This is a genomic window from Nocardioides caeni (genome assembly GCF_004912195.1).
In the GTDB taxonomy this organism is placed as follows: domain Bacteria; phylum Actinomycetota; class Actinomycetes; order Propionibacteriales; family Nocardioidaceae; genus Nocardioides; species Nocardioides caeni.
The window spans coordinates 1-22,242 of record NZ_STGW01000014.1; the positions used below are offsets into that span (position 1 = coordinate 1).

The 22,242-nt window shown below is 71.0% G+C and carries 11 protein-coding genes; 9 read left to right on the plus strand and 2 right to left on the minus strand.

The window, feature by feature from the left end; genetic code table 11:
- A partial coding sequence (locus tag E9934_RS16210) for an aldo/keto reductase (protein WP_136563947.1) occupies positions 1–881 on the plus strand: 881 nt, incomplete at its 5' end.
- A gap of 30 nt (positions 882–911) precedes the next feature.
- Here E9934_RS16210 and E9934_RS16215 read toward each other — a convergent pair.
- Entirely contained in the window at positions 912–5,300 is a 4,389-nt protein-coding gene (locus E9934_RS16215) for a family 43 glycosylhydrolase (protein WP_136563948.1), read from the minus strand.
- A gap of 349 nt (positions 5,301–5,649) precedes the next feature.
- Between E9934_RS16215 and E9934_RS16220 the strand changes: the two genes are divergently transcribed.
- The 4 genes from E9934_RS16220 to E9934_RS16235 all read left to right on the plus strand — a co-directional run bounded on the left by E9934_RS16220 (position 5,650) and on the right by E9934_RS16235 (position 16,171).
- Entirely contained in the window at positions 5,650–10,254 is a 4,605-nt protein-coding gene (locus E9934_RS16220; protein ID WP_158295034.1) for an alpha-L-arabinofuranosidase C-terminal domain-containing protein, read from the plus strand.
- Positions 10,255–10,319: 65 nt separating this feature from the next.
- Complete coding sequence (locus E9934_RS16225) at positions 10,320–14,003, plus strand: immunoglobulin-like domain-containing protein (RefSeq protein WP_136563950.1); 3,684 nt, start codon at positions 10,320–10,322, stop codon at positions 14,001–14,003.
- Between the two features lie 125 nt (positions 14,004–14,128).
- Positions 14,129–15,115 carry a LacI family DNA-binding transcriptional regulator gene (locus E9934_RS16230; protein ID WP_202977357.1) on the plus strand — a complete coding sequence of 329 codons (987 nt, stop codon included), beginning with the start codon at positions 14,129–14,131 and terminating at the stop codon, positions 15,113–15,115.
- Positions 15,116–15,142: 27 nt separating this feature from the next.
- Positions 15,143–16,171, plus strand: coding sequence for an aldose epimerase family protein (locus E9934_RS16235; RefSeq protein ID WP_158295035.1), 1,029 nt, complete (start codon positions 15,143–15,145; stop codon positions 16,169–16,171).
- A gap of 63 nt (positions 16,172–16,234) precedes the next feature.
- On the opposite strand, the gene E9934_RS16240 is transcribed toward E9934_RS16235, so the two are convergent.
- The gene (locus E9934_RS16240) at positions 16,235–17,128 is read right to left on the minus strand and encodes a helix-turn-helix domain-containing protein (RefSeq protein WP_158295036.1); all 894 of its coding nucleotides are present in this window, start codon (positions 17,126–17,128) and stop codon (positions 16,235–16,237) included.
- Positions 17,129–17,319: 191 nt separating this feature from the next.
- On the opposite strand from E9934_RS16240, the gene E9934_RS16245 reads away from it, so the two are divergent.
- From E9934_RS16245 to yjfF, 4 genes are all read left to right on the plus strand, one after another.
- Positions 17,320–18,306: an ABC transporter substrate-binding protein gene (locus tag E9934_RS16245; protein ID WP_136563954.1), complete on the plus strand. Its 987-nt coding sequence runs from the start codon at positions 17,320–17,322 to the stop codon at positions 18,304–18,306.
- A gap of 138 nt (positions 18,307–18,444) precedes the next feature.
- On the plus strand, positions 18,445–20,061 hold the full coding sequence (locus E9934_RS16250; protein ID WP_136563955.1) for a sugar ABC transporter ATP-binding protein: 1,617 nt from the start codon (positions 18,445–18,447) through the stop codon (positions 20,059–20,061).
- Positions 20,054–21,157 (plus strand): ABC transporter permease, encoded by a 1,104-nt coding sequence (locus tag E9934_RS16255; RefSeq protein WP_238695013.1) that lies wholly within the window; start codon positions 20,054–20,056, stop codon positions 21,155–21,157. Before E9934_RS16250 ends, E9934_RS16255 begins: the two co-directional genes overlap by 8 nt.
- A gap of 67 nt (positions 21,158–21,224) precedes the next feature.
- Complete coding sequence (yjfF, locus tag E9934_RS16260) at positions 21,225–22,235, plus strand: galactofuranose ABC transporter, permease protein YjfF (protein ID WP_136563956.1); 1,011 nt, start codon at positions 21,225–21,227, stop codon at positions 22,233–22,235.
- Positions 22,236–22,242 lie beyond the last annotated feature (7 nt).

Genomic DNA, 22,242 nt, shown 5'->3' on the forward strand with positions numbered 1-22,242 from the left:
CGGCGGAGGCCGGCGTCACCTTCTATGACACCGCCGACGTCTATGGCGACGGTCGCAGCGAGCAGATCGTCGGCCGCTTCCTCGCCGACCACGCCGACGATGGCGGCGCCGGCTTCACCGCCGTGACCAAGATGGGCCGCCGGATGGATCAGGTCCCCGCCAACTACGTGATGACCAATTTCCGTGCCTGGCTCGACCGCTCGCGCCGCAACCTCGGTGTCGACACCATCGACCTGGTGCAGCTGCACTGTCCGCCGTCGGAGGTCATCGACGACGACGCGACCTACGACGCCCTCGACGAGCTGGTGACCGACGGCGTGATCGCCGCCTACGGCGTCAGCGTCGAGACCTGCGCGCAGGCCCTGTCGGCGATCCGCCGCCCGGGCGTCCAGTCGGTGCAGATCATCCTCAACGCCTTCCGGCTCAAGCCGCTCGACGAGGTGCTCCCGGCCGCCGCGGCCGCCGACGTCGCGATCATCGCGCGCGTCCCGCTGGCCTCGGGCCTGCTCTCGGGGCGCTACGACGACTCGACCGTGTTCGCGGCCGCCGACCACCGCACCTACAACCGCGACGGCAGCGCCTTCGACGTCGGCGAGACCTTCTCCGGCGTCGACTACCGCACTGGCATCGCGGCCGCCGCGGAGTTCACCGCGCTCGTCCGCTCGACCCTCGGTCCGGACGTCACCCCGGCCCAGGCCGCCATCGCCTGGTGCTGGCAGCAGCCCGGCGTCACCACCGTGATCCCCGGAGCCCGGAGCACGGCCCAGGCGAGCGCCAACGCCGCCGCCGGCCTCGTCGGCCCGCTCCCGGACGCCTTCCTCGACGGCGTCCGGGCGATCTATGACCGCGACCTCCGCGAGGCCATCCACCCGCGCTGGTGACCCCAGCGCGGGTGGATGGCCGCGAAGCGGCTAGCGGACCCGTACGCGCAGCACCGCCCCGTCGCGGGCGACACTGCTCGATCCCGCGTAGGCAGCGGTGATCGTGTGCCGCCCGCGCGGCAGGCGCAGGGTGACGGTCGCGACTCCGGACCGCAGCACGCGGACGGCGACCTGGCGGCCGTCGACCCTCACGACGACCCGTCCGGCGGCGGTCACACCGGCGGGCGTCGTGCCCACGGTGATCCGCAGGGTCAGCCGCTGCCGGGCGCGGGGCGTGGTGTCGGAGAGCCGCAGCCGGACGGTGGCGCCGGCCTTGCGGACGGCCGCCGTCGCCAGCGAGGTCGCCGTGCCCGAGGGGCCGGCGGCGGGAGTCGCCGTGACCCGGACCGACAGTCGGTGGCCGACGTCGCCGCCGCGCACCGTGTAGGACGCCGAGGTGGCGCCGCTGATCGGCGAGCCGTCGCGCAGCCACTGGAACGAGTGGTCCAGGTCGGACTGGTCCCAGGTCCCGGTGCCGGCCGTCAGCCTGCGTCCGACCTGGGCGGACCCGGTGACGGCCGGCCTGGCCTCGTTGACGGGCGCCTCCGGCTCCGGCTCCTCCAGCGGGTCGACGCTGGTGAGCGTCGGGGTGACGACCTGCATCAGCCCGTCCTCGCCGAAGGTGAGCCGGTCGATCGTGGTCTCCCGGTGGGTCCCGTCGCCGCCGGGCATGGCGAAGCGGTGGTAGGCGATGTACCAGTCGTCGGTGCCGGGCGCGTTGACGATCGAGCTGTGGCCGGTGCCGAGGATGCCCTGTGACGCGTCCTTCTGGAGGATGACGCCGCGGTAGGTCCACGGGCCGTCGATGCTCGTCGCCGTCGCGTAGCCGACCCGGTAGTCGGGCGATCCGGTGTCGTCGATCGCGTAGGTCAGGTGGTAGATCCCGTCGCGGTGGTTGACGAACGCCCCCTCGCGGAAGCTGGTCAGTCCGGTGATCGGCGCCAGGGTCTCCGCCTTGATCGACAGCATGTCGTCGGACAGCTCGGCGTAGACCGGCGAGCCGTTGCCCCAGAACAGGTAGTACTTGCCCGTCGCCGGGTCCTGGAAGGCCGCCGGGTCGATCGCCTGGCCCGACGTCACTGCCTCGTTGTTGAGGATCATCGCCTCCGGCTGGGCCGTGAACGGTCCCTCCGGGCTGTCGGCGACGGCGACACCGATGGTCTTGCGGTTGTAGGTCGGGTTGTGGCCCGAGAAGTAGAAGTAGAACTTCTGGCCGCGCTCGATGATCGTCGGCGCCCACGCATTGCCGCTCGCCCACGGCACGTTGCCGTTCGCGCCGTCGAGGGTGAGGAAGGGCTGCTCGGAGCGCTCCCAGTCGACGAGGTTCGTGGACTTCCAGACGTAGAAGTCCTTGCCGCCCCAGCCGGCGAGGCCGTCGGTCGTCGCGTAGAGGTAGAACACGCCGTCGAAGACCGCGATGTTCGGGTCGGCGTAGAGGCCCGGCAGGACCGGGGACCTCATCTCGACCGCGCGCACGGTCCACGCCCGCGTCGCGCCGTCCGGGGCCGTCACCGTGACGGTCCTCGGTGACGAGTGGTCAGCAGCACCGTCGACGTCGAGGATCGAGCCCGCCTTGACGTCGTACGACGGAGCGAGGGCGGTCAGGTCGGTGCCCGGCTCGACCGGCAGGGTGATGGTCGAGGAGGCACTGTCGATGACGGCGGGGACCTTCAGCGACGAGAGCTCGACGCCGAGGATCGCGGTCGGGTCGGCTGCCAGGTCGCGCACCTCGGTGCCGGTCAGGGCCCGGTTCCAGAGCCGGAAGTCCCGCACCTTGCCCTTGAGGTACTTGTCGCCGGTGTAGACCGAGCGGCCGATGTAGTTGGCGCTCGTGCGCCCGTTGCCGATGTCGCCGGGCTCGATGGTGACGCCTGTCTTCTCACCGACCTTCACGCCGTCGAGGTAGATCGTCGCGGTGCCGTCCTGCAGCGTGTAGATCAGCGTCTTCCACGCACCGCGCCCGAGAGCGGCACCACTGGTGGCGGTCTGCTCCGTCGTCCAGTTCCCGCTCGCGATCGACGTGCGGTAGGCACCGTTGCCGGTCGTGAACAGATAGCCGTTGCCGGTCCCGCCGTTGTCGGTGTTGCCCAGGCCCCAGATGAAGTACGGCGTCGGCTGGGTCGTGTCGACCCAGACCTCCGTCGACACGGTGATCGCCTCCAGGCCGGCCATCATGTCGTCGGGCAGCTTCACGTGGCCGTTGGTGCCGCCGAGGGTCAGCCCGCCGTCGGCCCAGGTCGTGTCGCCGGAGACGGTGCCGTCGTAGCCGTGGCCGGAGGAGTCCGCCGCCACCGAGCCGGTGGTCTCGTCGAGCTCGTAGTGTGCGACCAACCCGTCCTCGTCGGCCTCGACCGGCGTCGGCGGCTCGGGCACGACGATGCCCTCGCGCAGGCTGTCGAGCTCGGCCTGGGTGACCGGGATGACCGTGCCGTGGCGCGGGCTGGCGGGCAGGTCGTAGGCCGGGGCCACCTGCCAGTCGGGGTTCTCCAGGTCGTCGGTGCCGAGCGGGATGTAGCCGCGGCCGCCGTATTCGTCGACGAAGAGATAGAAGTTGCTGCCCGAGTCGTCGCCGGGGTTGGCCTCGAAGACGGTCGGGCCCTCGACGGCCGACGTGCCGGCGTTCTTGCCGATGCAACCCTCCTGGAAGGACCACGCCTTGCTGCCCACCAGGTCCGGCTCGGTCAGGGAGTCGTTCTTCTCCTGGATGATGTCGGAGCAGCCGGTGGTGCCGGCGCCCTCGTCCTTGGTGAAGCGGTAGTAGGTGCCGTTGTCCTTGATGACCGTCGAGTCGATCCGGGACGAGCCGATGTCCTGCCAGACCTTCGCCTCGCTGAAGGTCACGAAGTCGCGGGTGGTGGCATAGAGCATCCGGTTGTAGGTGCTGCCGGTGTGGTTCGGGTCGTCCTCGGCATAGATCTTCGAGGCCCAGAACACCACGAACTGCTGCAGGTCCTCGTCCCAGTAGGCCTCCGGCGCCCAGGTGTTGCCGGCCGTCTCGGGCGAGACGAGCACGTGCCGCTGTGCGGACCAGTTCTTCAGGTCGGTCGACTCCCAGACCTCGAGGTGACGCGAGCCGGTGCGCTGCGAGCGGTCCCAGTCGCCGTTGCGGCCGATCGAGAGGTCGGTGGCGATGAGGAAGAACCGGTCGCCCTCGGGGGAGCGGATCAGGAACGGGTCGCGCAGGCCCATCTCGCCCATGGTCGACTCAAGCACGGGCTGGCCGTCGTTGAGCTCGTCCCACTGGAGGGCGTCGTTGCCGCGGCTCGCGGCGAAGTAGATCTTCTCGCCGGCGATCGAGTTGTTGGTGAAGTAGCTGAACGCATAGCCCGCGTACGGCGCCGGCGCGGGCGACTCCCGTACGGTCAGCTCGATCTCGCGGGTGGCCGTTGCGGATCCCACGGTCACGGTGGCGGTGAGGGTCACGGTGGCGTCACCCGCGCCGTGGGCCGGGCGGACCACCACGCCGTCGGAGGCCACCACGGCGGGGTCGTCGCTGGCCCAGTCGATCGTGGAGCCGTTGCTGCCGCTCACCGGGAGGGTCAGGCTGCCGCGGACGTCGTCGGGGTGGACGAGCTCGATCGCGTCGGCATCGGCGTCGGCCTTCTCCTGGTCGCCGAGCTCGACGGGCGTGTCGAGCTCGGCGAGCTGGGCGACCTCGCTCGCGTCGAGCGCCCGGTCATAGATCCGGAAATTGCGGATCCTGCCCTCGAGGCTGTTGTCGGTGGCGTAGTTGGACTCGCCGAGGACGTTGTTGGTGGTCGTGCCGCCGCCGATCGCGCTCGGGAGCACGGTGACCGCGGTGTTCTGCCCCACCTGCGCACCGTCCTCGAAGAGGGTGCCGGTGGTGCCGGTCTGCGTGTAGGTCACCGACTTCCACACACCGCGGGCGAGGTTGCCGCCACTGGTGCGGGCGGTGACCTTCTCACCGGACCAGTTGCCGGTGGTGATGCCCGCGCGGAACGCATTGCCGCTGGCGAAGAGGTAGCCGGTGCCGGCCCCGGAGGTCGCGGGATTGCCCAGCCCCCAGAGGAAGAACGGCGTCGCCTGGCTCGCCTCGACGAACACGTCGACGTGCACGGTGATCGCGTCGAGGCCGGCGGTGATGTTGGCGGGCAGCTGCACGTGGTCGTCGACCCCGTCCAGGGCGAGGCCGTCACCGTCCCAGCTGCCGCCGACGAGGGTGCCGTCGCGGCCGTTGCCGGAGGTGTCCGCGACGGTCGTGCCGGAGGTCTGGTCGAGGTCGTAGCGCAGCACCAGCCCCTCGGTGACGTCGGCGGCCAGCGCCGGGCGAGCTGTCGGGACCAGCAGCAGCAGGGCGCCGACGAGGGCCAGGGCCAGCAGGGCGGGGAGACGGCGCAGGGCCGTCGAGAGATGCGACATCGTTCCTCCGAGTGTGAGCGCTAACAACGGAGTGTGACCCCGATCACCCGAGACGTCAACCCCGTCCTGAACGGCGCTCCGCAAGTTGGGAAAGTCGGCTCGGAACCCTTGACGCGAGATGATTGTTAGCGCTAACAATCGTCCTGTGTCCCCCGTCACATCGCCCCCCGTTCGTCTCGGCCGCCGTCGCAGGACCGCCGTCCAGCGCCCCCTCGAAGCACTCCCCGCCTGCTGCGCGGCGCGCTGCACGCACGCTGGCGGCGTTGCCGTCGCTCGCGAGACCACCAGTCTGGCCGCGCTCCGGCGCCTTGCCATCGCACGCACATCGCGCCGCTCGCGACGGCGTGGAGTGCTTCGAGGGACCGCGGCCTCGCTCTCCCTGCTCGCCGGTGCGCTCGCCGGTGCCACCGGCCTCGGCCTGACCGCCGCCCCGGCCACCGCCGCGGACGCCGTCACCTGGGCCGACGCCTTCGACGGCAGCGCCCTCGGTGGGCGCTGGGACGTCGTCAACCCTGAGCCCTCGGCGCTCGAGGTCAGCGACGGTGCCCTGCACCTGAGCGGCCAGCCGGGGGACACCTGGCAGACCAACAACACCGCGAAGAACCTGGTGATGCTCGACGTACCGGCGGGTGACTTCACCGCCACCGCCGAGGTTGCCGCCCCGGTCACGAAGGTCTATCAGGGCGCCGGGTTGATCGCCTGGCAGGACATGGACAACTACGTCCGGGCCGGCCTGACCTACGTCGGATCCCTGTCCCCGTCGGGGATCTCGGTCGAGACCGACCGTGAGGCGGCCGCCACGTTAAGCGCGGTCGCTTTCGCCGACCGTCCGGCGTCGACCGGCGAGCCCCTGCGGCTGCAGCGGACCGGCGACACGATCACCACCAGCTACCTCGACGAGGGCACGGACGAGTGGGTCACCGCGGCCACCACGACGGTGCCCTTCGACACCACGCAGGTCGGCCTCTATGCGCTCGCCGCACAGGACGGCACCGTCACCGAGGCGACCTTCGAGTCGTTCGAGATCACCCACGCGCAGGGCGCCGACACGGTGCCGGCCGGCAGCTTCACGCTCCAGGCCGACGGCGATGCCGCGCACCTCGTGCGCGACGGCGACGCGCTCTCCCTCACCGCCGACCAGCCCACGTCGAGCCTGCGCCTTCAGGCGACGGACCTCGGTGGGGGCGCGGTCGGCATCACCACCGGCGCCGGCCCGGTCGTCGTCGACGGTGGTGCTCTCACCGTCGGTGACGGTGCGGTCGAGCCGACCCCGCTGCGGATCACCGACGCCGGCGGCGGCAAGGTCGTGCTGCGGATCGGCGGCGCGGCGACCGGCGCCGACCACGTCGGTGTCGACGGCCAGGGCCATCTCGTCGCGGGCGTTGCGGACGACGCCGTGCGCTTCTTCCTCACCGAGGTCGAGGACAGCACCGCGACCCTCGACATCGATGCCGACGGTGAGGGAGCCGAGCTCAACCGCGACATGTTCGGCATCTTCTTCGAGGACATCAACTACGCGGTCGACGGCGGCATCTATGCCGAGCTCGTCCGCAACCGGTCCTTCGAGTTCAACACCACCGACAACGCCTCGTTCAACGCGATGACCGCCTGGAGCCTGGCGAACCGCAGTGGCGGCGCCTCGAGCGCGAACGTCGTCAACGACGCCGGCCGGCTCAACGACATGAACCGCAACTACCTCCAGCTGGTCGCCGCGGCTGCCGGCGACGGCGTCGTCAACACCGGCTTCGACGGCGTCGCGCTGAAGAGCGGCGACGTCTACGACGCGTCCGTCTGGGTCCGTACGACGACAGCGCAGTCGCTCACGCTGCGGCTCGAGAGTGCCGACGGTGCGACCGTCCTCGGCAGCGGGTCCGTCCAGGTCGCCGGCGACGACACCTGGCACGAGCTGGACGTCGCGATCACAGCGACCGCGACCAGCAACAACGCCCGGATCGCCGTCCTGGCCGGGGCTCCGTCGACGCTGGCCGTCGACATGGTCTCCGTCATGCCGCGCGACACCTGGGTCGGCCCGGTCAACGGCCGCTCCGTGCTGCGCAAGGACCTCGCCGAGCGCGTCGCCGCGATGGACCCCGGGTTCGTCCGCTTCCCCGGCGGCTGCGTCACCAACGCCGGCACCTTCAAGACCTACGAGGAGAGCGGCTACGTCGACCGGCAGCGCACCTACCAGTGGAAGGAGACCATCGGCGCGGTCGAGGAGCGGCCCACCAACAAGAACTTCTGGGGCTACAACCAGACCTACGGCATCGGCTACCTGGAGTACTTCGAGCTCGCGGAGGACCTCGGTGCCGAGCCGCTCCCCGTCCTCTCGGTGGGCGCCAACGGCTGTGGCAGCACGATCCCGGAGATGAAGGACCAGGCGAGCATCGACCGCTGGGTCCAGGACACCGTGGACCTCATCGAGTTCGCCAACGGCGGTGTCGACACCGAGTGGGGCGCGGTGCGCGCGGAGCTCGGGCACCCCGAGCCGTTCGGCCTGGAGATGATCGGCCTCGGCAACGAGGAGAACACCACCACCTTCGAGGCGAACTTCCCGCAGTTCAAGGCCGCCGTCGAGGCGGCGTACCCGGACATCGCGATCATCTCGAACTCGGGCCCCGACGACGCCGGCACCCGCTTCGACACGCTGTGGAGCTTCAACCGGGCGCAGGGCGTCGACATGGTCGACGAGCACTACTACAACGACCCGGACTGGTTCCTCGACAACAACCACCGCTACGACAGCTACGACCGCGAGGGTCCGCAGGTGTTCCTCGGTGAGTACGCGAGCCGCGGCAACACCTTCAACAACGCGCTGGTCGAGGCGGCCTTCATGACCGGCCTGCAGCGCAACGGCGACGTGGTGCGACTGGCGTCGTACGCGCCGCTCCTGGCCAACGAGAACCACGTGCAGTGGTCCCCGGACGCGATCTGGTTCGACAACGACGAGTCGTGGGAGTCGGCCGACTGGCAGGTCCAGAAGATGTTCGGCAACAACGTCGGCGACCGGGTGGTGCCGAGCACCTTCGACGGCTCCGTCAACGACCCGCAGGACGTGAAGGGCGGGGTGTTCCTCTCCACGTGGAACACCAGCGCGGCCTACGACAACGTCACGGTGACCAACAACGACACGGGCGAGACCGTCTTCAGCGACGACTTCGCCGACGCGTCGAAGTGGGCCTCCCAGACGGGCTCCTGGTCCGCGACCGGCGGCCGATACGTGCAGTCCTCGACCAGCACCACCGACGCCCGCTCGATCATCACCGACGCCTACACCCAGGACTGGAGCAACTACACGCTCGAGCTCGACGCCACCAAGCTGTCCGGAGCCGAGGGCTTCCTCGTCGGCTTCGGTGCCACCGGCGCCAACAACTACTACTGGTGGAACATCGGCGGCTGGAACAACAGCCGCTCGGTGCTGCAGCGTGCCAACGGCGGCAGCGCCAGCGAGGTCGTGGCTCTCGAGGGCGACAGTGTCACCACCGGCACGACCTACCGCCTCAAGATCGAGGTCGACGGCACCACGATCCGGCTCTTCCAGGACGGCGTCCTCAAGCTGACCTACGACCAGGTCGACGCGAGCGAGCAGCTGTTCCAGGTCGTCACGAAGGACGACGCCACGGGCGACCTCGTCGCCAAGGTCGTCAACACCGCGACCAGCCCGGTCCGCACCCAGGTCCACGTCGCCGACGCCGGCATCGAGCCGAGCGGCACGGTGACCTCACTGACCGCGCCGTCGCGCAGCGCGATGAACACCAAGGCCAGCCCGCAGCTGATCTGGCCCAAGGAGGTGGCGGTCTCGGGTCTCTCGAACGACTTCGAGTACGAGTTCCCGGCCTCGTCGGTGACCTTCCTCCGGATGCACACGACCGACGCCGAGGCGCCGGTGGTCGACGACCTGTCGGTGACGGGCGACGGCGTGCGCGGCTGGTATCGCGACCCCGCGACCGTGCACGTCGCCGCCAGCGACAACCGTGCGGTCGACCACGTCGAGTGGTCGCTCGACGGCGGAACATGGCACGAGGTCGACGGCGCCGAGGCGGACATCGAGGTCGCCGGCGACGGCATCCACGAGCTCGCCGTCCGCGCGGTCGACAAGGCCGGCAACGTCGGCGAGGTGCGGCCGCTCGCGGTCGGCATCGACGCAGCAGCGCCCGTCACGAAGGCGACGCTGGACTCGGCAGCCCGCACGGTCACCTTGACCGCCGCGGACACCGGCGCCGGCATCGGCGAGGGCGGCACGGAGTACCGGATCGACGCCGGCCCGTGGACGTCGTACGACGGACCGGTCGGTCTCGACGACGCCGCGCACGTGGTGGACTTCCGCTCCACCGACGTGTTCGGCAACGCCGAGGAGGCCGGGCGCCTGGCGGTCCCCGCGGTCGGCGCGCTGCCCGCGTCCACCACGGCCGCGGTCGCGCCGGCCTCGACGGTCCGCCTCGGAAGTCTGCTGTCGGTGCGGGTCACCGTCAGTGGCGCGGGCGAGACCCCCACCGGTCCGGTGGTCCTGCGCAGGGGCAGCACGGTGCTGGCCTCCGCCGACCTGACGACCGGGAGGGCGACCCTCGAGGTCACCTCGGCCAGGCTCGGCATCGGCAGCCACACGCTGAGCGTCGACTACGCCGGCGACGCCGCGCACGGCGCCTCGTCCGACACGGTCGCCGTGAAGGTCGTGAAGGCGTCGTCGCGGACGACGCTCGCGCTCTCGCGGACCTCCACCCGGATGCCGCTCGTCACCGTGCGGGTCGCCGCCGCGGTCGCCGTCTCCGGCTCGGTCAAGGTGTCGGTCGTGCGCGATGGCCGGACCGTCCTCACCCGGACCGTGCGGCTGACCAGCGGTCGCGGCCAGGTCCGCCTGCCGCGGCTTCCCCGGGGCAGCCACGTCGTGGTCGCCCGCTACGCCGGCTCGACGACCGTCGACCCGTCCACGACGCGCACCTCGGTGCGGATCCGGTGAGGACACACCCGATGCCCCCTCGGACGACCCCTCGGACGACCCCTCGGATGACCAGGAGACAGCACGTGACGACAACCCACCCCCTCCGGCGGTTCCTCGCCGCCGGGCTCGTCGCCGCCGTGGGCCTCGCGGCCGCGGCCACCGGGCCGACCCCGGTCGCCCAGGCCGACGAGGCCGACGTCGACACCGGCCTGATCGGCTGGTGGAAGCTCGACGAGACCACCGGCACGGTCGCCGCCGACTCGTCCGGCAACGGCCGCGACGCCACGGTCAACGGCACCGCGAGCTGGAACGCCGGCGACGGCTTCACCTTCAGCGGCGGCTCCAGCAGCTCCGGCAACTACATCAAGCTGCCGGACAACCTGCTCGCCGGCGTGGACGACATGACCGTCGACTTCGACGTGCTCGTCGACCCGACGCTGTCCGGCAACTGGTTCATGTACAACCTCGGCAACAGCGCCACCTATCCCAACGGCACCGGCTACCTGTTCACCACCAACGACTCCAGCAGCCGCTACCGCGCCACCGTCGCCGAGGCGGGCTTCGCGACGGAGCAGAGCGCGTCCCGGGCCGGCAAGCTGCAGGCCGGGGTCTGGAAGCACGTCACCTACACGATCACCGGGGGCGCCGTCGGCGCACCCGGGTCGGCGAAGCTCTATGAGGACGGCGTCCTGGTGGCGTCGAACGACAACCTCACCACCAAGCCGTCGCTGCTGGGCACCCCTGACGGCACGACCACGCTCAACCAGCTCGGTCGCTCGGCCTACTCCGGCGACGCGTCGTTCAAGGGCAAGCTGCGCGACTTCCGGATCTATGACCGGGCGCTCACGGCTGCGGAGTCGGCCGATCTCGCCGACGACGTGGTGACGCCGGTGATCGACGCCGACGCGACAGCGCTCACCCTCGGCGACACCAGCGGAGTGGTCGGCAACCTGAGCCTGCCGGCGACCGGTGCGTCCACGACGACGTCCGTCGCGTGGAGCAGCAGCGACCCCTCGCGGGTCAGCAACGCGGGCGTGGTCGCCCGCCCGCCGCACGGATCGTCCTCGGCGACGGTCACCCTGACCGCCACCCTCACCCGCGGCACCGAGACCCGGCCCCGCACCTTCGACGTGACGGTGCTGCCCGAGGAGCTCGACGACACCGGCAAGGCCCAGGAGGCCGTCGCCGCCGTCGAGCTCGTCCACCCCGACGACGTGCGCGGCAACCTGACACTGCCCACGTCCGGCCTCCACGACACGACGCTCGAGTGGTCGTCGGGCTCGCCCGACGTGGTCACCGCCACGGGCGAGGTCACCCGGCCGTCGTACGGCGAGGAGGCGGTCGACGTCACGCTGACCGTCACCGCGACCACGGGCAGTGGCACCGCGACCCGCGACCTCGTCGTGCGCGTGCAGCCGGCCCCGGAGGCGCCGGACTACGAGGGCTACGCGTTCGCGTACTTCGCCGGTGAGAGCACCGACGACGGCGAGAAGATCTACCTCGGTGCCAGCCGCGGCAACGACCCGCTCGACTACGACCAGCTCAACGACGGCAAGCCCGTGCTGGAGTCGACCTTCGGGGAGAAGGGCCTGCGCGACCCGTTCATCATCCGCTCCCACGAGGGCGACCGGTTCTACCTGCTCGCGACCGACCTCAAGGCCTACCCGGCCGTCGACTTCGGCCAGGCGCAGGAGACCGGCAGCAACTACATGGAGATCTGGGAGTCCACCGACCTCGTGCACTGGAGCAACCAGCGCCACGTCAAGGTCTCCTCGGACTTCGCCGGCAACACGTGGGCACCCGAGGCGTTCTATGACGAGGAGGCCGGCGAGTACGTCGTCTACTGGGCCTCGGCGCTCTATCCGACCACCGACACGGCCGGCCGCGACATCAACACGCAGTACCAGCGGATGATGTATTCGACGACCCGCGACTTCGTGACCTTCTCTGACCCGCAGCCGTGGATCGACGTCAAGCGCGGCACCGGCCGCGGCATGATCGACGCGACGGTGGTCAAGGACGGCGACACGTTCTATCGCGTCGTCAAGGACGAGGCGTCGATGACGCCCCGCCAGGAGAGGTCGACCGACCTGCGCGCCACGGTGAGCGGCTCGCTGCCGACCACCACCTCCACGCCCGGCTGGCAGCTCATCAAGGAGCGGATCGGCGTCGGCCAGCCCAACCCGTGGGGCGGCACCTTCACCAACGGTGAGGGTCCGACGGTCTTCCGCGACAACGAGGATCCCGACCGCTGGTACCTCTTCATCGACCAGCCGAGCTATCACGGCGGCCAGGGCTACCTCGCCTTCACCACCGAGGACATCGGCTCCGGCAACTGGACGTCCGTCCCCACGGCCGACCTGCCGAGCAGCCCGCGTCACGGCACGGTGATCCCGGTGACCCAGGCCGAGCTGGACACGCTGCGCGCCGGCTTCCAGCCGGAGCTCGTCGTAGAGTCCGTCGCCGATGTCGCGGTCTCGACGCGGGTCGGCACTGCCCCGACGCTGCCGGCGAAGGTCGCCGCGACCTTCGGTGACGGCAGCACCGGTGAGGTGGCCGTCGAGTGGGACGCGATCGACCCGTCGTCGTACGACGAGGCGGGGACGTTCACCGTCACCGGCACCGTCGAGAGCGGGTCGGCGGACCACCCGGTCGCGACCGTGACCGTCACCGACGCGGCGGACCCGGTGGTCGCCGTGGGCTCGGAGGCCGACGGTGCCGACGGCTGGTGGGTCACCTCGCCGGCGACGGCGGTCGTCTCCGCCACCGACGACACGGGCGTCGCGTCCGTCGAGCACTCCCTCGACGGCGGCGCCTGGGTGCCGGTCTCCGGCGACACGGCTTCCCTCGAGGTCCTCGGCGACGGTGTCCACGAGGTCCGCGCCCGGGCCCACGACGTCACCGGCAACAGCTCCGCCGTCGTCACCGGCGAGGTCTTGGTGGACACCGAGGCGCCGGTCAGCCGTGCGTCGCGGTCCGGCCGCAGCGTCACCGTCCGCGCCGCCGACGCCACCTCCGGTGTCGACGCGATCGAGTACCGCCTCGACGGCGGCGCCTGGACGTCGTACACGGGAGCGTTCGAGGTGGGCGACGACGCCGTCGACGTCGAATACAGGGCGATCGACCGCGCTGGCACGGCCGAGGCCGCGAACACCCTCGTGGTGCCGGCGGCGGGCGACGACCTGACGCCGACGGCCGTGGTCGCCGTCGCCTCCTCGGACGTCGTCCGCTTCGGCACGGACGTGCCGATCACGGTGCGGGTCAGCAGCCCCGACGGCGCCGCGACCGGCAGCGTCCGTGCGATCGCGGGTGGCCAGGTCCTTGCCTCGGCCAACCTCGCTGACGGCCGCGCAAGGATCGTGGTCGACACCGGGAGGCTGTCCGGCCTCGGCAAGCACGATCTCGTCATCCGCTACGACGGCGACGCCACCCACCGCGCCGGCGAGGACCAGGTCCAGCTCACCCTGACCCGGGCCCGCTCCGCCACGGCGCTGTCGGTGAAGGCGCCGGGCCGCACGGGACGGGGCGCGGTCGCCACCGCGAAGGTCACCACCAGCCCCTCGGGAGTGGCCGTCGGGAAGCTGACCCTCGTCCTGCGGCGCGGCGGCACGGCAGTGCGCCGCACGACCGTGAGCGTCCCGATCTCGGGGCGCGTCACCTGGCGACTGCCGCGGCTGCGCGACGGCCGCTGGTCGGTGCAGGCGGTGGTGGCGTCGTCCGTCGTCGCCTCCGGCTCGGCGGCGGTGAGGAGCCTGACGGTCCGCTGACACCCCCCACCTCGCACATGTGAGCGCTCTCCAACAATCCGCCGTGGCGGCCTCCCTCCCCCACTAGGGTGGCCGCCATGGCGGGCGGGAGCGGGAGCGGGAACGGCAGGCGTCGTTCGCCGAGCATGGCGGACGTCGCGGCGCTGGCCGGTGTCTCCCACCAGACGGTGTCGCGGGTCCTCAACGACTCACCGCTCGTCCGCGAGGACACCCGTGAGCGCGTGCATGCCGCGATCGTCGAGCTCGGCTACCGGCGCAATGCCGCCGCACGGCTGCTGGCGACGAACCGGTCGGGACGCATCGGCATGGTGTCGGCCCACCTGGCGCTCCACGGCCCGAGCATGATCGCCGGTGCGGTGCAGGAGGCCGGCCGGGAGGCGGGCTACGACGTGTCCGTGGTCGGCGTCCTGCAGCTGTCCGAGGAGGCGCTGCGCAACGCCGTGGACCGGCTCCTGGACCAGGCGGTCGAGGCGATCGTCGTCGCGGTGGCCCATCGCGACGCCCACCACCTGGTGCGGTCGCTGTCGTTGCCGATCCCCGTGGTGCTGGCCCAGGGTGTGGAGCCCGGGGAGGCCATGGCCGCCGGCATCGACCAGGTCGCGGGCGCTCGTCTGGCGACCGATCACCTGCTCGACGCCGGACACCGCTCGGTCGCGCATGTCAGTGGGCCCACGGACTGGACCGAGGCCGCTCAGCGGTGCGAGGGCTGGCGCCGGGCCCACGAGGCGCGTGGCCTGCTGCCCGGCCCCGAGGTGCCGGGCGACTGGTCGGCGAGCAGCGGCTACGACGCGGGCCGCCGCATCGCGCAGGATCTGTCGGTCACGGCAGTGTTCGTCGCCAACGACGCGATGGCGCTCGGCGTGCTCAAGGCGTTGCACGAGGCCGGCCGGGACGTGCCGGGCGACGTGAGCGTGGTCGGCTTCGACGACATCCCTGAGTCGGACTTCTACTTCCCGTCGCTGACGACGGTCGCGCAGGACTTCCTGGACCTGGGCCGTCGGGCGGTCGAGCTGACCGTCCGGGCGCTCAGTGGCGAGGAGCGGCCCACCGTCGAGCTCGCCGAGCCGGTCCTGCTGGTCCGCTCATCGACCGGGCCCGCTCCGGCCGGCTGAGGCGAACGTGATGTTAACGTTAACATCGTGAATCAGACCCCCCTCGGCGCGATCGTCATCGGCCGTGCGCCCGGCCCCGAGCTGCACGTGCTCCCGGTCGGCGCGACCGTGCAGAGACTCCTGGTGACCTGCGGCGACGGCGTGCGCCGCGACCTGGTCCTCGGTCTCGCCGACGGCGACGCCGTGCGGTCCGGCACCGACTACGTCGGCAGCATCGTGGGTCGCTATGCCAACCGCATCGCCCACGGGCGCTTCGTCCTCGACGGCGCGCAGCACGAGCTGCCCGTCAACGACCGTGGCCACCACCTGCACGGCGGTCCCGACGGCTTCCACACCCGCACCTGGGACGTCGTCGAGCACACGGCCGACGAGCTCGCCCTCGAGCTGGTCAGCCCGGACGGCGATGCGGGCTACCCGGGCCAGCTGACGGTGCGGGCGACCTACCGGGTCGAGGGCGACATCGTCCACCTCGACATCGCCGCCACCACCACGGCGCCCACGATCGTGAACCTGACCAGCCACGCCTACTTCAACCTCCACGGCGCCGGCACCATCGACGATCACCGGCTGCGCGTGGATGCCTCCCGCTACACACCGGTCGACGAGGAGTCGATCCCCACCGGTGGCCACGCGCGCGTCGAGGGCACGCCCTTCGACCTGCGCGCCCCCACCCGGCTCGGCGACGTCGTACGCGCGGACCACCCACAGGTGCGTGACTCCCGCGGCATCGACCACAACCTCGTCCTCGACGGCACCGGCTGGCGGACCGTCGCGGTCCTCGACGGGCCGATCACCCGGACCCGGATGGAGCTCTGGTCGAACCAGCCCGGCCTGCAGGTCTACACCGGCAACTTCCTCGCCGGCACCGCGACCGACCATGCCGGCCGGATGCTCCGGCAGGGCGATGGCCTCTGCCTTGAGCCGCAGCTCGCCCCCGACGCCCCGAACCGTGGATCTGCAGACGGGACGATGGATCCCGACTGGCCCTCCGCCGTCCTTCGACCCGGTGAGACCTACGTCAACCGGATGGCGTGGCTCTTCTCGTCCCTGGCCTGATCGCCCGCACTGGTGGGGGTTTTCGTCTCCCGCCCGTCGGGCCGGACGCTCCCCGGATCCGGGTCAGAGCGCTGCGGCGAGCGCGCCGGCGGGCAGCCCGAAGGCGCGCTCGAGCCGCGTGACCATCCGCCCACTCGGTACGACGCGCGCGGACTCCCAGGTCCGGACGGCGGCCGTGCTGCAGTGGCATCGGCCGGCGAGCTCCGACTGGGAGAGACCCGCCCACTCGCGCAGGGCCCGGACCACGCCCGGGAGGTCCCCTGGACGCCACCGGGCGCGGTCGAGCAGCTGCGGCGGCTCGACCCCAGCGGCTCGTGCGACGTGGGCGACGGGCGCGCCGTAGGCGGCGGCGAGGCGGCGGATCGCGGCGAGCGGCGGCACGCCGGCTCCGCGCTCCCAGCCGCCGAGGGCATGACGATCCACTCCCGCGACCGCGGCAGCCCGCGTCTGGCTGAGCCGCGCTCGGTGGCGCAGGCGGCGCAGTGGGCTCATCGGTGGGCTGGGTCGGTCGCGCACGGGTGCGGGGACGGCGAGGTGGCCGACGAGCAGGTCGGGGGAGAGGTCCAGGGCATCGGCGAGCGCGGGGATCCGCTCCGCCGGGATCCGGGCGCGGCCGGCCTCCCAGTTGTAGACGGTCGAGGCCGGCACACCGACCCGGCCGGCGATCGAGGCGACGGACACCGAGCAACGCCAGCGCAGGTCCCGCAGCGCCTGGCCCCGGTGCCCGTCCGAGGAGGCCGGCGCAGCGGCGGGGGACCGAGCGTCGTCGAAGAAGCGGGCGACGTGGGACGGATCGAGCTCGAGCACTCGCGCGAGGGCGTGGATGTGGGCGGGTCCGGGGAGCCGTTCGCGTCGTTCCCAGCGCAGGATGGACATCGGGTGGACGCCGATCTCCTGGGCGAGGTCGGCGGCGCGGAGGCCGCGGCGGGTGCGTTCGGATCGCAGCAGCGTGGTCACGGTGGCGGCCTTTCGCCGGGGCGCCACCCCGGATCCCGGCCGGATCCAGCCAGATTCAGGGTGAACGCTCACATTTGTTGGGATTCGTGGTCCTGAACCCCTTGACGGCACCGAATGTTAGCGCTCACACTCGTCCTCAGTGACACCGGTCACAGGGCGGACAAGCCCGACGGACTGTGGAGGAATACCCAGTGGTGAAGAAGACCGTGACCGCCGCAAGCGCGGTCCTCATGTGTGCAGCAGCGTTCTCCGCGTGTGGCAGCGACGACGGCTCGAGCGGCAAGGACGGCGAGATCGTCATGGGCTTCGCCCAGGTCGGCGCCGAGAGTGGTTGGCGCACCGCCAACACCGACTCGATCAAGGCCTCGGCCGAGGCCGCGGGCATCGAGCTCAAGTTCTCCGACGCCCAGCAGAAGCAGGAGAACCAGATCCAGGCGATCCGGTCCTACATCCAGCAGAAGGTCGACGTCATCGCGTTCAGCCCTGTCGTCGAGACCGGCTGGGACGCCGTCCTGCAGGAGGCCAAGGCCGCCAACATCCCCGTCATCCTGACCGACCGCGCCGTGGACAGCGAGGACACCTCGCTCTACGAGACCTTCCTCGGCTCCGACTTCGTCCTCGAGGGCGAGAAGGCCGGCGAATGGCTGGTCGAGAACGCCGCCGACTCCGACGTCGACGGTGACGGCGACATCAACGTCGTCCAGCTCGAGGGCACGACCGGCGCCGCGCCGGCCATCGACCGGGCCGAGGGCTTCGCCTCCGCCATCGAGGCCGACTCGTCGATCTCGGTCAGCGCGTCGCAGACGGGTGACTTCACCCGGGACGGCGGCAAGCAGGTCATGGAGTCCTTCCTCAACGCCGACAAGAGCATCGACGTGGTCTTCGCCCACAACGACGACATGGGCCTGGGCGCGATCGAGGCGATCGAGGCCGCGGGTCTCGAGCCGGGCAAGGACATCAAGATCATCACGGTCGACGCCGTCAAGGACGGGATGACCGCCCTCTCCGAGGGCAAGATCAACTTCATCGTCGAGTGCAACCCGCTCCTCGGTGACCAGTTGATGGAGCTGGCGAAGAAGGTCGTCGCCGGCGAGGAGGTCCCGGAGCGGGTCGTCACCGAGGAGACCACCTTCACCCAGGAGCAGGCCACCGAGGTGCTCGCCGACCGCAAGTACTGAGCAGGCCCGGCCCGCGCCGCCCTCCGAGGCTGCGCGCGCCCACCCTTCCGGCGGGTCCGTCACCACCGTGACGGACCCGCCGGGACCGGGGAGACCCGCGGAGCACGGCTCCTGAGAGATCGACCGGAGAGAAGAACGATGACGACGACGCACGAGGAGCGACCGGTGACAACGACGACGCAGAACGCTGGCGGCGTTCCGGCGGCGCAGACCCCCGAGCCGGTGATCGAGATGCGCGACATCTCCATCACCTTCGGCAACGTGCGGGCGCTCGACGGCGTCTCGCTGCGGCTCCTTCCCGGCGAGGTGCACGCCCTGATGGGCGAGAACGGCGCTGGCAAGTCGACGCTGATCAAGGCGCTCACCGGCGTCTACACGATCGACTCCGGCACGATCGTCGTCGGCGGTGAGGAGCACCAGTTCTCCACCCCGGCCGCCGCCCAGGCCGCGGGCATCAGCACGGTCTACCAGGAGGTCAACCTGGTCCCGAACCTCACCGTCGCCGAGAACATGCTGCTCGGCCGCGAGCCCCGCTTCCTCGGCGGCATCAACGTCCGCGCGATGAACCGCCGGGCCGCCGCCACCCTCGAGCGGCTCGGCCTCGACATCGACCCCCGCTCGATGCTGGGCGACCACCCGATCGCGATCCAGCAGCTCGTCGCGATCGCCCGCGCGGTCGACGTCGAGGCGCGGGTCGTGATCCTCGACGAGCCGACCTCCAGTCTCGACGCCGACGAGGTCGAGAAGCTGTTCGAGGTGATGCGCCGCCTGCGTGCCGACGGCGTCGCCATCGTCTTCGTGTCCCACTTCCTCGACCAGATCTACGAGATCGCCGACCGGATGACCATCCTGCGCAACGGCCGCCTGGTCGAGGAGCGCATGGTCGCCGACACCACCCAGCTCCAGCTGGTGCAGCTGATGATCGGTCGCGAGCTCGAGGCCCTCGAGCGCCTCGACCGCGCCGCCACCCACCAGGTCACCACCACCGAGCCCGTCCTCAAGGCCGTGGGGTTGAGCCGCAAGGGCTCCCTCGAGGCCACCGACCTCTGCCTCTATGACGGTGAGGTCGTCGGCGTGGCCGGGCTCCTCGGCTCCGGCCGCACCGAGCTGGCGCGCCTGCTCTTCGGCGCCGACACCGCCGACAACGGCACGCTCGAGATCCGCTCGGCTCGCCGCCGACTGCGCAGCCCGCGCCACGCGATCGACCGCAAGGTCGCCTTCTCGAGCGAGGACCGCAAGGCCGAGGGCGTGATCGCCGACCTCACCGTCGCCGACAACATGCTGCTGGCGCTGCAGGCCTCCCGTGGCTGGCTCCGCCCGATCCCGCAGGCCACCCGCAACCGGCTCGTCGCGGACTACATCGAGGCCCTCGACATCCGGCCCGCCGACCCGAACGCGCTCATGCGCAATCTCTCCGGTGGCAACCAGCAGAAGGTGCTGCTCGCCCGCTGGCTGATCACCGAGCCCGAGCTGCTGATCCTCGACGAGCCCACCCGCGGCATCGACATCGGCGCCAAGGCGCAGATCCAGGCCAAGGTCGCAGAGCTCGCCGGCAAGGGCATGTCCGTCGTCTTCATCTCCGCCGAGCTCGAAGAGGTGCTGCGCCTCAGCGACCGCCTGGTCGTGATGCGCGACCGCCGCAAGATCGACGAGCGCCGCAACCACGACGTCACGGTCAGCGACGTCCTCGAGATCATCGCCGGCCAGGGCGACGCCGCCGGCTCCCGCACCGAGGAGGAGACCTCCCGTGACTGACACCCTGACCCCGCCCGCCGCCGAGCGTGCCGCACGTCCCGGCCCCGGGGCGAGGATCCTGGCGAGCCCGCTGCTGTGGCCCGTCGTGGCCCTGTTGCTGCTCGTCGTCATCAACACGCTGGCGCTGGCCTTCGACTTCGCCGGGCGCGGCGAGACCTCCTTCTTCCTCAACGTCCGGATCCAGGACGGCCACCTCTACGGCAACATCATCGACATCGCCCGCAACAGCGCACCGGTCCTGCTGGTCGCGCTCGGCATGACGCTGATCATCGCCACCCGTGGCATCGACCTCTCGGTCGGCGCGATCGCCGCCATCGCCGGCGCCGTCGCCTGCACCCGGCTCGTCGGCGCGGCCGACGAGGGCGCCGTCACGGCCGCGATCATGGCGTGCACCTGGGCCCTCGCGGTCTGCGTCCTCCTCGGCCTGTGGAACGGATTCCTCGTCGCCGTGCTGGGGATCCAGCCGATCCTCGCGACACTCGTGCTGATGGTGGCCGGCCGTGGCCTCGCCATGCTGGTGACCGACGGCCAGATCACCACGGTCCACAACGACACCTTCAGCGACCTGGCCACCGGCTTCGTGCTCGGACTCCCGGTCGCCTCGCTGATCGCGGTCGGCATGGTCGTCGTCGCGGCGGTCCTCACCCGTCGTACGGCGCTGGGCATGCTCATCGAGGCCGTCGGCATCAACCCCGAGGCCAGCCGGCTGGCCGGCGTGCGCGCGCGCACGATCATCTGGACGGTCTATGTGTTCGGCGCCTTCTGCGCCGGGCTGGCGGGCCTGATCATCGCCGCCAACACGAACTCCGTGAACGCCAACAGCCTGGGCCTCTGGATCGAGCTCGACGCGATCCTCGCCGTCGTCATCGGCGGCACCGCCCTCACCGGCGGCCGGTTCTCGTTGGCCGGCACCCTTGTCGGTGCGCTGTTCATCACCACGCTGGCCCGCACCATCCCCAACGTCGGCATCCCGTCCGAGGCCAACTACCTGTTCAAGGCGGTCGTGGTCGTCGCGGTGTGCCTCCTCCAGTCGCCCCGGGCGCGTGCCGCCCTGCGGGTCCGACGCCGCCCCGTCCCGAAGGGAGCCCACTCATGAACCACCCCACAAGGTTCTTCGCCTCCCCCGCTTCGCTCCGCCGGCTCACAACCTTGAGGGGACCCCGATGAGCGCCGCCACCGCCACCCTCGGCACCACGTCGCTGTGGGACAAGGTCCGCACCTACTCCCCGCCGCCGCGCTTCCTGCCGCTGATCGTCACGATCGCCCTGTTCGCCGGCATGTTCGGCGCCGGCAGCGTGCGCTACGAGAACTTCGGCGACCCGCAGGTCTTCCTCAGCCTGATGATCAACAACGCTCACCTGATCGTGCTCGCGGTCGGGATGACCTTCGTCATCCTCACCGGTGGCATCGACCTGTCGGTGGGCTCCGTGGTCGCGATGTCGACCATGATCCTGGCCAAGACGCTGGAGAAGGGCTGGTCGCTGCCGGTCGCGATCGTGACCGTCCTGCTGATCGCCACACTCCTCGGCACCGTGATGGGTCTGCTGATCCACTACTTCGACATCCAGCCCTTCATCGCCACCCTGGCGGGCCTCTTCCTGGCTCGCGGCGTCGCCTACCTCATCAGCATCGAGTCGATCCCGATCGCCAACGAGACCTTCATGAAGTGGGCCTACGAGCCGATCACGCTCTGGTCGACCTACTGGATCCGCTGGTCGGTCGTCGTCGCCCTGATCGCGGTCGCCGTGGCGGCCTACGTCCTCGCCTTCACCCGCTTCGGCCGCACCGTCTACGCCATCGGCGGCAACGAGTCGTCGGCCATGCTGATGGGCCTGCGGGTGGGCGTGGTCAAGGTCGGCGTCTATGCCGTCAGCGGGTTCTGCGCGGGTCTCGGCGGACTGCTCTTCGCCCTCAACACCCCGTCGGGCAACAGCCTGCACGCAGTCGGGATGGAGCTCGACGCCATCGCGGCGGCGGTCATCGGCGGCATCCTGCTGACCGGCGGTCGGGGCTACGTGGTCGGCGCGCTCGTCGGTGTCCTCGTCCTCGGCGTCATCCAGACCTTCATCATCTTCGACGGCACCCTCACCTCGTGGTGGACCCGCATCGCCATCGGCGTGCTGCTGCTGGTGTTCGTCGTCATCCAGCGCCTGATGACCCGGCGGCAGACATGACCTCACC

Excerpts from the sequence above, each read along its gene's own strand:
- E9934_RS16215 (WP_136563948.1), bottom strand. The coding sequence starts at position 5,300 with ATGTCGCATCTCTCGACGGCCCTGCGCCGTCTCCCCGCCCTGCTGGCC.
- E9934_RS16250 (WP_136563955.1), top strand. The coding sequence starts at position 18,445 with ATGACGACGACGCACGAGGAGCGACCGGTGACAACGACGACGCAGAAC.
- E9934_RS16230 (WP_202977357.1), top strand. The coding sequence starts at position 14,129 with ATGGCGGACGTCGCGGCGCTGGCCGGTGTCTCCCACCAGACGGTGTCG.
- yjfF (WP_136563956.1), top strand. The coding sequence starts at position 21,225 with ATGAGCGCCGCCACCGCCACCCTCGGCACCACGTCGCTGTGGGACAAG.